This window comes from Streptomyces sp. NBC_00659, from assembly GCF_036226925.1.
Lineage (GTDB): Bacteria > Actinomycetota > Actinomycetes > Streptomycetales > Streptomycetaceae > Streptomyces.
Genome location: NZ_CP109031.1, coordinates 8,427,507 through 8,439,819, shown reverse-complemented (window position 1 = coordinate 8,439,819; position 12,313 = coordinate 8,427,507). Strand labels below are relative to the sequence as shown.

9 protein-coding genes and 2 pseudogenes are annotated in these 12,313 nt (G+C 71.3%); 3 read left to right on the top strand and 8 right to left on the bottom strand.

The window, feature by feature from the left end; all coding sequences use genetic code 11:
- Window positions 1–78: 78 nt before the first annotated feature.
- Window positions 79–975, bottom strand: coding sequence for a universal stress protein (locus tag OG410_RS36780; RefSeq protein WP_329303103.1), 897 nt, complete (start codon window positions 973–975; stop codon window positions 79–81).
- A 226-nt stretch (window positions 976–1,201) separates the two neighbouring features.
- Window positions 1,202–2,077 carry a universal stress protein gene (locus tag OG410_RS36775; RefSeq protein WP_329303102.1) on the bottom strand — a complete coding sequence of 292 codons (876 nt, stop codon included), beginning with the start codon at window positions 2,075–2,077 and terminating at the stop codon, window positions 1,202–1,204.
- Window positions 2,078–2,489: 412 nt separating this feature from the next.
- On the opposite strand from OG410_RS36775, the gene adhE reads away from it, so the two are divergent.
- The 3 genes and pseudogenes from adhE (at window position 2,490) to OG410_RS36760 (ending at window position 7,400) form a co-directional block, all read left to right on the top strand.
- Entirely contained in the window at window positions 2,490–5,177 is a 2,688-nt protein-coding gene (gene adhE / locus OG410_RS36770; RefSeq protein WP_329303101.1) for a bifunctional acetaldehyde-CoA/alcohol dehydrogenase, read from the top strand.
- Window positions 5,178–5,286: 109 nt separating this feature from the next.
- Window positions 5,287–5,490 (top strand): annotated as a pseudogene (locus OG410_RS36765) (hemin transporter); the annotation flags it as partial.
- Between the two features lie 290 nt (window positions 5,491–5,780).
- Window positions 5,781–7,400 carry an oleate hydratase gene (locus OG410_RS36760; RefSeq protein ID WP_329303100.1) on the top strand — a complete coding sequence of 540 codons (1,620 nt, stop codon included), beginning with the start codon at window positions 5,781–5,783 and terminating at the stop codon, window positions 7,398–7,400.
- Window positions 7,401–7,516: 116 nt separating this feature from the next.
- Here the strand turns inward: OG410_RS36760 and OG410_RS36755 are convergent, their stop codons facing one another.
- From OG410_RS36755 to OG410_RS36730, 6 genes and pseudogenes are all read right to left on the bottom strand, one after another.
- Window positions 7,517–8,359 carry a universal stress protein gene (locus tag OG410_RS36755; protein ID WP_329303099.1) on the bottom strand — a complete coding sequence of 281 codons (843 nt, stop codon included), beginning with the start codon at window positions 8,357–8,359 and terminating at the stop codon, window positions 7,517–7,519.
- A 209-nt stretch (window positions 8,360–8,568) separates the two neighbouring features.
- On the bottom strand, window positions 8,569–9,009 hold the full coding sequence (locus tag OG410_RS36750; protein ID WP_329303098.1) for a pyridoxamine 5'-phosphate oxidase family protein: 441 nt from the start codon (window positions 9,007–9,009) through the stop codon (window positions 8,569–8,571).
- A gap of 392 nt (window positions 9,010–9,401) precedes the next feature.
- A complete protein-coding gene (locus OG410_RS36745) occupies window positions 9,402–9,899 on the bottom strand; it encodes a flavodoxin domain-containing protein (protein ID WP_329303097.1) in 498 nt (165 codons plus the stop codon).
- 16 nt (window positions 9,900–9,915) lie between these two features.
- Window positions 9,916–10,128: pseudogene (locus OG410_RS36740) on the bottom strand (BON domain-containing protein); the annotation flags it as partial.
- A gap of 241 nt (window positions 10,129–10,369) precedes the next feature.
- Entirely contained in the window at window positions 10,370–11,254 is an 885-nt protein-coding gene (locus OG410_RS36735; RefSeq protein ID WP_329303096.1) for a universal stress protein, read from the bottom strand.
- 23 nt (window positions 11,255–11,277) lie between these two features.
- On the bottom strand, window positions 11,278–12,183 hold the full coding sequence (locus OG410_RS36730) for a universal stress protein (protein WP_329303095.1): 906 nt from the start codon (window positions 12,181–12,183) through the stop codon (window positions 11,278–11,280).
- Between the last annotated feature and the right edge of the window lie 130 nt (window positions 12,184–12,313).

Genomic DNA, 12,313 nt, shown 5'->3' with positions numbered 1-12,313 from the left:
GAACACGGTCCCGGGGCCGGGGGCGGGGCGGGCGGGGGGCGGCGACCGGGGGCGGGCGGCGACCGAACGGCGCGGCTGTCAGTCGTGCGGGACCAACACGACCGGCTGGAGCATGTGGTGGAGCAACGCGTGGGCCACCGGACCGGTGTGGGTGCCGACCGCGGTACGCCGACGACGACGGCCCACCACCAGTAGTCCGGCCCCGCCCGCCGCGCGTACGAGGACGTGGGCGGCGCGGCCCTCGTGGAGGTTCGCGTGGACGACCGCGCCGGGGTACTTCGCACGCCAGGGTTCGAGTCGCTCCGCGAGCGCCCGATCCGCCGCCTCCCGGATCCGCGCACGCTCCTCGACGCCCGGGACACCTCTGGTGAGCGGCACGTGCCAGGCGTACGCGGCGCGCAGCGGCGCCGCACGGAGTTCGGCCGCGCGGAACGCGTGGTCGAGGACGGCGTCGCAGGGCGCGCCGGCGTCGACGGCGACCGCCACGTCACGGTAGGGGGTGTCGGTCGACGCCTTTCCGAGAGCGTCGGGGAGGTGTTCGTCCGTCGCCGTCCCGCCCGCCCGTACGAGGACGACGGGCCGGTCGGCGTGAGCCACGGTGGTCATGGCGACCGACCCCGAGAGGAACCCCCCGACACCGCTCGTCCCCTGGCTTCCGATGACCAGCAGCTCGGCGTTCTCCGCCTCGGCCAGGAGCGCGGGACCTGGCTGCCTGCGTACCTGGTCGGCGGCGATGTACAGCCCCGGATAGCGCTCGTGCAGTACGTCGACGGCCCCGCGCAGCAGCCGCCGTGCGTGGTACTGGGGTGCCCGGATCTCGGGCAGGTCCGCGGCGGTGCCGTCGTCGGGCAGGCCCTCCCAGGCGTGCACCAGACGGAGCGGCAGTCCGCGGCGAAGGGCTTCCCTGGCCGCCCAGTCGGCTGCGGCGAGGCTCTCCTTCGAACCGTCCAGGCCGGCTACCACTGGCCTTGTCATGACCGTCGCCTCCTTCGTCCGTTCGCGCTGTCGCGAGTCCTTCGAGAACGGGCCCGCGCTCTCGGGCGCTCTCTGGAAACTCGGGGGCTCCTCTAGAAATGGGGCACGACGGCGACGGGGCAACCGACGTGGTGGACCGCGGCATCAGAGTTCAGTTGGCGCCAAGGGAGGGCGGAGCATCAGCACGTCGGCCTGTTCGGACGCCACGCACAGGCACGTACGAGGCTCACACCGTGTGCGGCACGACCGCCACCGGGCAGTCCGCGTGGTGGAGGAGGGTGTGACTCACCCGGCCGAGCTGAAGCCCGAGGCGGCCGTGCCTGCGCCGGGCCCCGACGATCACCAGGTCGGCGGCTGCCGAGCGGCGCACCAGGACACCGTGAGCCGGTCCCTCGACCACGACGCGTTGTACCCGGACCCACGGATGGTCGGCCATGGCGTCCCGCAGCAGCGCGTCGAGCAGTTCGGAGGCCCGCTCCTCGTGCCCGCGTGACGGTTCGTCGGCGAGCGCGGGATCGTCGGCGCTCTCGCGCGCGGGGCAGCGCCAGGCACGTACGACGTCCAGGGCACATCCGCGTGCCTCGGCCTCGCCGAAGGCGAAGCGCACGGCCTCCTCACCGGTCGCCGGCTCGCCCGCACCCAGCAGGATCCTCTCGTGGGAGCCGGCCAAGCCCGCCTTGTCGCCCCGGACAACGATCACCGGGCACCGAGCACGGGCCGCCACGGCCAAGCCCACGGAGCCGAGGAGCAGGCCCGTCAGCTCACCGCGTCCGCGCGCGCCCGTCACGAGCGCGAACGCGTTGTCGTCGTCGCGCAGGAGGGCGTCCACCGCGTCGTCGGGGACGATCTCGGTGGTGACCTTCACCTCCGGATTGCGCCGCCCGGCGCGTTCAGCCGCGGTGGCCACGAGATTCTCGAGGAACACGCGCTCCGACGGGCGGTTCAGGCTGTGGGACGGAACGGCCCGCTCGTACCGCTCCCAGCGTGAGGCATGCACCAGCCTCAGCGGGAGACCGTGCCGGGCGGCCTCGTCCACCGCCCAGTCGACCGCCATCAGACTCTCCTCGGAGCCGTCGACGCCCGTGACCAGGGGAAGTGTCATCGTCCCCACCGCCTTCCATGCAGCACAGGGGTCCATTTCACGGTCGCACCGATCGGCACGCCGCACGAGGGGCGGACCGGCCCTCGGCGGGGACGTTCGGCCCATGTCCCCGCACGTCGCGGGGGTCTCCTCCGGGCCGGGATCGGCCCTTGTGAGTGGGGTCGCGCGAATCGGAGCGCGTCGTAGGAGACCAGTGCCATGGTCCGTCACGTGTACGACTTCGCGGCCGGCCGTCCGCACTCCTTCGGGGCCGGTCGGCCCCGCGAAGGGACCAACGGGGTCTGGGTGGAACACGGCTGACGAGAGACGCTGCCGGTGTGAGCGCTACCGGCCACCGTCCCTCGCGGTGCTGCTCCCACCCCGCGCCGCCGATCGCGCGGTGCCGCCCTTTCGACGACGGAGGCTCGCCCCCATGACCCGCCACGACGACCGCAGCGCGACCACCGACCCCGCAGCCGCGCCGTCCGACATCGCCGTAGCGGTGGACGGCCTGGTGACGACCGGGCTCAAGGCACTCGCCGACTACGAGGCACTCGATCAGGAACAGGTCGACCACATCGTGAAGAAGGCCTCGGTCGCCGCGCTGGACCAGCACACGAAGCTCGCGCGGCTCGCGGTGGAGGAGACCGGGCGTGGCGTCTTCGAGGACAAGGCGGCCAAGAACATGTTCGCCTGCGAGTACGTCACGCACAGCATGGGCCCGATGAAGACCGTCGGCGTCATCGCCCGCGACGACATCGACGACATGACCGAGGTGGCCGAGCCGGTCGGCGTGGTGTGTGCGATCACCCCGGTCACCAACCCGACCTCCACCACCGTCTTCAAGGCGCTGATGGCGCTGAAGACCCGCAACCCGATCGTGTTCGCCTTCCATCCCTCCGCCCAGCGCTGCAGCGCCGAGGCGGCCCGCATCGTGCGCGACGCGGCGGTGGCCGCGGGTGCGCCGGAGGGCTGCGTGCAGTGGATCGAGACCCCGTCCGTCGCGGCGACCGGCACGCTGATGCGGCACCCGGGTGTCTCGCTGATCCTCGCCACCGGCGGCAACGCCATGGTCAAGGCTGCCTATTCGGCCGGCAAGCCCGCCCTCGGCGTGGGCGCCGGCAACGTCCCCGCCTACGTCCACCGGAGCGCGGATCTGCGCCGGGCCGTCAACGACCTGGTGCTGTCCAAGTCGTTCGACAACGGCATGATCTGCGCCTCCGAACAGGCCGTCATCCTGGACGAGGAGATCTACGACGCGGTCCTCGCCGAATTCCGCGTCCTGCACGCCCACTTGGCCACCGCCGAGGAGAAGGCGAAGTTGGAAGCCTTCCTGTTCCCCGTCGGCGCAGCGGGCGCGGGCTGCGAGCCCAAGGTCAACTCCGCGGCCGTCGGGCAGAGTCCGGCATGGATCGCCGAGCAGGCGGGCTTCGCCGTCCCCGCCGACACCTCCCTCATCCTGGTCGAGGCGGCCCGGGTCGGCCCCGACGAGCCCCTCACCCGCGAGAAGCTCTGCCCGGTCCTCGCCGTCCTGCGCGCCGGCTCCGAGCAGCAGGGCTTCGACCTGGCCGCCGACATGGTCGCCTTCCACGGCCAGGGCCACAGCGCCGTCATCCACACCCGGGACCTCGCGCTGGCGGAGTCGTACGGAAGGCGTATGAAGACCGTGCGGATCATCGTCAACGCCCCGTCCTCGCAAGGCGCCATCGGCGGCATCTACAACAGCCTGCTGCCGTCGCTGACGCTCGGCTGCGGTTCCTGGGGCAGCACGTCGGTGTCCAACAACGTCTCCGCCGCCCAGTTGCTGAACATCAAGCGCGTCTCCATGCGTCGCAACAACCTGCAGTGGTTCAAGGTCCCGCCGAAGATCTACTTCGAGCCGGGGGCCATCCGCTACCTCGCCTCCATGCCGGACGTGCACCGCGTCACCGTCGTCACCGACGCGACCATGACCCGCCTCGGCCTCGTCGACCGGGTCGAGCGCGTACTGCGGCGACACCGCGAGCCGGTCACCATCCAGGTCATCGACAACGTCGAACCCGAGCCGAGCATCGACTCCGTCCGGCGCGGCGCCCGTCTGATGGGCGACTTCCGCCCGGACACCATCATCGCCCTCGGCGGCGGCTCCCCCATGGACGCGGCCAAGGTGATGTGGCTGCTGTACGAACAGCAGGCCGAGGGCAAGGACGTCGACTTCGCCGACATGCGGCACAAGTTCTCCGACATCCGCAAGCGCGCCTTCCGCTTCCCCGTGCTCGGCAAGCTCGCCCGCCTGGTGTGCGTCCCCACCACCTCCGGCACCGGCGCCGAAGTGACCCCGTTCGCCGTCATCTCCGACCCCGTCACCGGCAAGAAGTACCCGCTGGCCGACTACGCGCTCACCCCCAGCGTGGCCGTCATCGACCCGCTCCTCACCACCGCGCTGCCCCGGGCACTGGCCGCCGACAGCGGTTTCGACGCCCTCACCCACGCCATCGAGTCGTATGTCTCCGTCTACGCCAACGACTTCACCGACGGCCTCGCCCTGCACGCGATCCGGATGATCTTCGAGAACATCGAGGCGGCGGTGAACGACCGCGCGGCCCGGCCGGAGGCCCAGGAGAAGATGCACAACGCCGGGACCATCGCCGGCATGGCGTTCGGCAACGCCTTCCTCGGCATCGTCCACGCGATGTCCCACACGCTCGGCGCCACCTTCCACGTCGCGCACGGCCGCACCAACGCCGTACTGCTGCCGCACGTCATCCGCTACAACGGGACCATTCCCACCAAGCTCACCGGCTGGCCCAAGTACGAGAGCTACCGCGCCCCCGAACGCTTCCAGGACATCGCCCGCACCCTCGGTCTGCCCGCCGCCACCCCGGCCGAGGGCGTCGAAGCGCTCGCCTCGGCGGTGGAGCGGCTCCGCGACGCGGTGGGCATCGAACCGACCTTCCGGTCCCTCGGCGTCGACGAGCACGCCTTCCTCGACGCCCTGCCCCAGCAGGCCCTCAACGCCTACGAGGACCAGTGCGCGCCCGCCAACCCCCGGATGCCGATGCTCGACGACATGGCGGAGCTGATGCGTGCGGCCTATTACGGCCACGGCGTGGAGACCGGTGGCACCGTTCCGGCGAACTGAGACGGCCTGACCGAACCCGCCCCCTTCCCCGCCCTTCACCTCGCCTTCCCAGGAGCTTCCATGCTGTCCGCGGAATCCGCCGCCCTCGTACGGGCCACCCTGCCCGCCGTGGCCGGAGGAACCCGACGCCCGTACCGGCCTGATGGACCTGAGCAACACCGAACTCCCCTACAACGCCGCGGTGTTCCTGTGCGGTCCGCTGCCCTTCATGCGAGACGTACGCGGACAGCTGCTCGGCGCCGGGGTTCCCGCGCGACGCATCCGGTACGAGGTCTTCGGCCCAGACCAGTGGCTGCCCGACACCGCGGGCTGAACCCCAGACCGACAAGGCCGCCCCGGCCTGGAACAACGGACGCCGGACGACGGCCCCGCCCTGGCGCGGCACAGCCGACGGGTCGGATACCACCGCGGGACCCGGCAGCGGGGCGGAAGACTCCCGTACGCCGTGATCCCCCATGTGACGACAGGCCCGGCCGGTCACGGCGCACCGGCCGGGCCGCCGCTGTCCGCACCCGCGAGCGGCAACGCCCGGACCGGTTCAGGGCCGTCCGGACCGATGAGGTGACCAACGGCCCCTGACACACCACCGGGCGGTAGGGAACCGTGGGAGGCGCGGCACCCGATCGACCGGCGAGAACGAGGAGTTGTGTGATGGCGAAGGCATATCTGGTGGGCAGCGGGATCGCGGCCCTGGCCGCGGCGACGTTCCTGATCAGAGATGGCGGCTTCGACGGTTCCGACATTCACCTCTTCGAGGAACAACGGACCCTCGGCGGCAGCCTGGACGCGGGCGGCACGCCGGACGCCGGCTACACCATGCGCGGCGGGCGCATGTTCGAAGCCGAGTTCCGCTGCACCTACGACCTGCTGTCCGGCATTCCCAGCCTCGACGACCCCGCCGTCTCGGTGACCGAGGAGATCCTGGCCGGACATGAGGACTTCGCCTGGGACGACATCGCCCGGCTCGTCGACGGGGACGGCAAGATCGTCGACACGACCTCGATGGGCTTCTCCGAACGTGACCGGCTGGAGCTGGTCCGCTGCCTGGCCACCCCCGAAGCGCACCTGGACGGCAAGCGGATCACCGACTGCTTCGGCGAGCACTTCTTCACCACCACCTTCTGGTTCATGTGGTGCACCACGTTCGCCTTCCAGCCCTGGCACAGCGCGATCGAGTTCCGCCGCTATCTGAGGCGCTTCGTCCACCTGTTCTCCGAGTTCGCGTCCATGTCGGGCATCCACCGGACCCGCTACAACCAGTACGACTCCGTCGTCCGGCCCCTGACCGCCTGGCTCCAGGAGCGCGGCGTCACCGTGCACACCGGCTGCCACGTCACCGACCTCGGCTTCACCCCGGGCATCGGGAGCGGCACGGTCGAGACGATCCACCTGAACCGAGGCGGCTTCGACGAAGAGGTCACCGTCGCACCCGAGGACCTGGTCCTCGTCACCAACGGATCCATGACCGACGCCTCCAGTCTCGGATCGCACACCTCCGCACCTCCGCCGGCTCCGCATCGCTCGGACGCCTGGCTCCTGTGGCACCGGCTGGCCCGTGGCCGCGACGACTTCGGCAACCCCGACGCCTTCGACAAACACGTGAAGGAGTCCCGCTGGGAGTCGTTCACGGTCACCACCAAAGACCCCGCCTTCCTGAAGGCGCTCGAGGAGTTCAGCGGGCGTCCGGCCGGCCGAGGCGGTCTGATGACCTTCACCGAGTCCAACTGGCTGCTCACCATCGTCGCCAACCGCCAGCCCGTCTACCGCGACCAGCCGGAGGACGTCGGCGTCTGGTGGGGCTACGGCCTGTTCCCCGGCCGCGCCGGCAACAACACGCCCAAGCCGATGACCATGTGCACGGGCCGCGAGATCCTCGAAGAGGTCCTGCACCACCTTCCGTTCGACGAGCGGACGGCGGCGCGGATCCTGGAGACCTCCACCGTCGTGCCCTGTGTGATGCCGTACATCACCAGCCAGTTCCTGGCCCGTCGCCGCGACGACCGGCCCCGAGTGGTCCCGAAGGGAGCGGTCAACCTCGCCTTCATCGGGCAGTTCGCCGAGGTGCCCGACGATGTCGTCTTCACCGTCGAGTACTCCGTACGCACCGCCTGGACGGCGGTGGCGCAGCTCCTGAAGCTGGACAAGCATCCGCCGCAGGTCTACAAGGGCCACCACGACCCGCACGTACTGGCGGCGGCTCTGGAGACCATGCACCGTCGATAGGTCACCGAGGTGCGAGGGCTGTTCGGTCCACGCCGGGGACCGTCGGCACCTGTGCGAAGGCGCGTGTCCTGGGGGGATCGTCTTCACCCGGCACGCGCTTCCGGCCGTCCGCCCGCTCAACCGACCTGGGGCACGACGACCACCGGGCAGTGCGCCCGGCGCAAGAGCGTGTGGGCGACCGGCCCCAGGCGCGGGCCGAGCACACCGGTACGGCGGTGGGCGCCGATGACGACCACGGCAGCCTTCCGGGTCGCTGTCAGCAGTTCGTCCGCGGGAGCGGCGCGGACCGTCCGGGTCTCCACGATGACTCCGGGGTGCCGGTCCCGCAGTTGGGTGAGGGCGTAGCGGGGTACGGCCTCCTCTGCCCCGGCCTCCCGGGCCTCCCTGACCTTGTGTTCCTGGCCCGGACCGCACGTCGGTATGAGGGAGGGAAGTTCGGGGGTGATGTGCCGATGGCTCCAGGAATGCAGGACACGGAGCCTCGCACCGCGCCGCTCGGCCTCCTGGAAGGCGTATTCCGCCGCCGGCACGTCCGTGTCGTCCGCCAGTCCGAGGACGACGTCCTGCCCGTCGTCGCACGGGTGGTCCCCGCGGACGACCAGGAGCGGTCCTTGAGCGAGCGCGGCCAGCCTCAGGCTCACCGAACCGAACGCCGGGCCGGTCAACGCGCCCAAGCCACGTGTGCCCACGACGGTCAGGACCGCGTCCGCGCTCTCGCGGGCCAACGCATGTGCCGCGCTTTCCTCCGTCGCAATGGCCTCCACCGGCAGTTCCGGATGCCGCGCACGTGTGCGTGACACGGCGTTGCCCAGCACCGGTGCGGCCTCGTCCCGGTCGGGAACCGCGTACAGCACGCGCAGGCCTGTGCCGTGCCGTACGGCCTCGGCCGCGGCCCAGTCCAGCGCCCGTACGGAAATCAGAGAGCCGTCCACCCCGACGACTATGTGATGTGAGGTCATGACCGTACCCGTCCCTTCGATGAGTGACCGTTCGGCGGAGGCGACGCTCGTGCGACGCGCCGACCTCCTCCGACGATGCTCCTCGTGGGCCATCACCCCGGGCAGAAGCCGGGAGGTCCGAAGGGACGCCGAACGGCCCCTGTTCCAGGGGCCGTTCGGTCGGGGACGGGACAGGGTGACGAGGTCCTGGCGAAGGTGGCGACGGACGTTCAGGAAGGGGGACGCACGCCGTACACGGTGTGTCCGCCCACGAGTTCACGTCCGGTGACCAGCCCTTGGGCGATGCGCACGAAGACCTCCTGCGGCGCCGGCGCCCAGGAAAGCGGCCCGGTCCTCAGAAGTCGTGCGTGCTCGACGGGATCGGTCACGAGGGTGGCCAACCCCATGGCCACGACGCTCCAGCCGGAATGTGCGGCAGCGTCGAGGTCGTCGGCCTCGAGGGCCACCACGGCTCCGTCGATCGCGCCCGCCAGTTCCGAAGAGGCCGAGGTGTTCACCACCATCGCGCCGTCACGGTCCAGGCAGAAGCTGACCGGCAGGACGGCGGGCAACGCCTGCCGCGTGTACACGATGCGCCCCACGGGCACGGTGGCCAGCAGGGCCAGGCACTCCTGCCGGTCGAGTTCGCGGAATCCGTCGTTGGCGTACATGTGCCTTCTCGTCTCTCACCGGACAGAGCGGTACCGCGCTGGTCCGTCCTCGTCCGCACCGAGACCGTCGGTGAGATCGGCGATCAGCTGTTCGGGCTCCTCGCGGGCGCCTGCCCCATACATCCAGCTTGTCCCGTCTTCTTCCGATCCGCTTGGGCCGTCCGGCCCCATCGCTCGACGAACGGTCCTTGCCGTAGATCCTCAGCTGCCTCGGTGCTCAGCAGGAGAAGACGTCGTTCTCCTCACTCCGGCCCAAGCACTCCCACAAGGCCGCCTGCCCCGTTGCGTGGTGCCGGCCCGGACGACGCCATGAGGCCGGCCCGGGTGCCCGGCCCGCGCCGGGCACCCGGGCCGGCCTGAAAGGGCCGGAACCACTCCTCCCCTCCCCTCCCCTATGTGTGCGCCAGTGCCTCGGCGATGCGGTGCGCCCAGGCCTCGATCGCGCCGAAGTCCCGGAAGTCGCCGCCCTTCCCGGAGCGGAGGATCATCCCCGCCATCCGTCCCTTGGCGCCTTCCTCCAGGCGCCCTCCGAAGGTGACGTGTTCCCGGACGTCCAGTCGGACCATGGTGCGCTGCACGCCGCGGACGGGCGGGATGTCCCGCTCGGCGGCGGAGGCGTCGAGCGGTCCGCTGCTGAAGAACCACACCGGACGCTCCGCGAGTTCGACGCGGTGCCGGCGGACGAACCGGCGTGCGTCCTTGTGCCAGCGGCCCGCGTAGAGCGCGCCGCCGACCACCACGGCGCCGTACGGCGCCACGCCTGTCACGGACCGGGCCGGCCGCGACTCGACGGTCAGTCCGTCCTTGCGCAGGATGTCGGCGACGGCTTCGGCGATCTGCGCCGTTGATCCGTTCGTCGTTCCGTAGGTGACCAACACGGTATCGGTCATGGCGGTCCGCCTCCTCTCACAACCGGCGCAGCCAGTCCTCGGCCACGCCGTGCGGTGCGCGATCGTCGGGGCGCAGGTGTGCGTCGTCCAGCCGATGGGTGAGCTTGCTGAACACGTGGACCACGCCGTCGATCCGGCGGGTCATGGACACGGCGATCTCCGTCTCGCTCTTGCGTTCCATGTGCCCGGTGAACGTGACAACGCCTTCCGTCACCGAGACATCGACGCTGCCCGCCAGCAGCCGGGCCACCTCCTTGAACGGTGTGCCGGACTCGGCGCGGACGACGTCCGCGGTCATCACGGAGCCGACCTTGTTGTGTCTCATGGCCGTTCCCTCCTCAGCGCATTCTGCGCGGATACGGGTCCTGGGGCGGCTCGGGAGGAGCAGGTCAGCTGTTCCAGGCCCGTGTGGGTGCACGAGGTCGAGGCCGGGCGAGGCGCCCCAGTGGCCGAGCGGGCGCCGGCCTCTCTCACTTCTGCTCGGGTACGACCGCGACGGCGCAGGCGGCGTGGTGCAGCACGGCGTGGGCGACACGCCCCAGCTGGAGTCCGAGGTGTCCCGGGTTGCGCCGAGCACCGACGACCAGCAGATCGGCCTGGTGCGAGGCGTCCAGCAGGATCCTGCGGGCGGGTCCCTCGACCGTGCGCCGGTTCAGGTCCACATCCGCGGGTGCGTCCTCCAGCGCCTTGTCCAGCACCTCTGAGGCATGCGACTCGTGCAGACGCGCGGGTTCGCCGGCGAGCAGGGGATGGTCGGTGGTCTCGTGCGCCGGACACCGCCAGGCCCGCACGGCGTCCAGGGTCGCGTGGCGCAGCTTCGCCTCCTGGACGGCGAAGCGCAGTGCGGCGGAGTCCGCCGCCTTCTCGCCGACGCCCACGACGACCCTGCCGCGCGCCCCGGCGCGGACCTGGTTGTCGTGGCTGCCGCGCAGCACGATCACCGGGCAGTCCGCTCGGGCGGCGACAGTCAGGCTGACCGAACCGAGCAGCATCTCGACGAAGCCGCTGCGACCTCGGGTGCCGAGCACCAGCGCGGCGGCCTCACGTCCCTCGCGGACCAGCGCGTACTCGGGCTCCTCCGGCAGCACGTCGGTGGAGATCTCCAACTCGGCCCGGCGCAGGCGGGCGCGCTGTGCGGCGGTCCGTACGATGTCCCCGGCCGTGACCTCCTCGGACGGCTTGCCGAGGTCCTGTCCGGGAGCGGCGCCCTCATAGCGCTCCCACAAGGAGGCGTACACCAGCCGCAGCGGTGCCCCGCGCAGGGCGGCCTCGTCGGCCGCCCAGTCGACGGCCCGCAGGCTGGGTTCGGAGCCGTCCACGCCGACGACGATCGGGAGGGCCGTCGCTGCCTTCATGGGTCTCTTCTCCTCGGGACGGGTCAGCTGTGCGGGACTACGGCGACAGGAGCGGTGGAGTGGTGCAGGACGGAGTGGGTGACGTGTCCGATGTGGGCGCCGAGGGGGCTGCGCCGGATGCGCCGGCCCACGACGACGAGCGAGGCCTCGCGCGAAGCGCCCACGACGTGGACAGCCGCGCTGCCGTAACGGGACACCTCGACGACCTCCACGTCCGGGAACTTCTTCCGCCAGGGGAGCAGCACCTCGGTCAGGGCCTGGGACGCGCTCAGGGCGAGTGCCTCGTGCAGCGCCGGGTTGGCGGGCGTGCCGTACGCGTAGAAGGGCGGCGGGGTCCAGCCGTGGACGACCCGCAGGGACGTCGCACGGAACTCGGCGGCGGCGAAGGCGAAGGCGATCAGCGTCTCGTCCGGGTGCTCGACGTCGAGTCCGAGGACCACGGGCCGGAACGGCGTCGCGGCGGACGGAACACCCGCCGGGTCCAGCTCGTGCTCGTCGGCGGCTGTCTCCAGCGCCCGGACCAGTACGACAGGGGTGTCCGTGTGCCCGACTGCGGACAGGCCGACCGAGCCGACCATGAATCCGCCGATCCCGCCGAGGCCGCGCGAGCCCAGCACCAGCAGTTCGGCACTCTTCGCGGCCTCGGCCAGTGCGTCACCCGGGTGGCCGGAGAGCTGCTCCGTGTACACCTCGATGCCGGGGTGACGCAGCCGGATCCCCTCGGCCGCTTCCCGGGGAATCCGCTCGGTCCAGTGCTGCTGGGTCTCGGCGCCCAGGAGCGGGGCCTGAGCCATGGGCTCCGGCACCGGCTCCCAGACGTGCACGATCTTCAGCGGCAGGACGCGCAACTCCGCCTCGCGAGCGGCCCATTCTGCGGCGGCACGGCTCTCCTGCGAGCCGTCGAGACCTACGGTGATGGTGCGGAGCATGATCTCCACCTCCTAGGGCGAGGGTTCCGATTCCAGAGTCGTCTTCGAGCGGTTGCTCGGGCAGGGGCCAGTGGTCCCGACCTCGGGCCGTCCGGCTCCCTGCGCGGCGCGGTGGGCCGGGTGACGGGCC

Excerpts from the sequence above, each read along its gene's own strand:
- OG410_RS36780 (WP_329303103.1), bottom strand. The coding sequence starts at position 975 with ATGACAAGGCCAGTGGTAGCCGGCCTGGACGGTTCGAAGGAGAGCCTC.
- OG410_RS36775 (WP_329303102.1), bottom strand. The coding sequence starts at position 2,077 with ATGACACTTCCCCTGGTCACGGGCGTCGACGGCTCCGAGGAGAGTCTG.
- adhE (WP_329303101.1), top strand. The coding sequence starts at position 2,490 with ATGACCCGCCACGACGACCGCAGCGCGACCACCGACCCCGCAGCCGCG.
- OG410_RS36755 (WP_329303099.1), bottom strand. The coding sequence starts at position 8,359 with ATGACCTCACATCACATAGTCGTCGGGGTGGACGGCTCTCTGATTTCC.
- OG410_RS36750 (WP_329303098.1), bottom strand. The coding sequence starts at position 9,009 with ATGTACGCCAACGACGGATTCCGCGAACTCGACCGGCAGGAGTGCCTG.
- OG410_RS36745 (WP_329303097.1), bottom strand. The coding sequence starts at position 9,899 with ATGACCGATACCGTGTTGGTCACCTACGGAACGACGAACGGATCAACG.
- OG410_RS36735 (WP_329303096.1), bottom strand. The coding sequence starts at position 11,254 with ATGAAGGCAGCGACGGCCCTCCCGATCGTCGTCGGCGTGGACGGCTCC.
- OG410_RS36730 (WP_329303095.1), bottom strand. The coding sequence starts at position 12,183 with ATGCTCCGCACCATCACCGTAGGTCTCGACGGCTCGCAGGAGAGCCGT.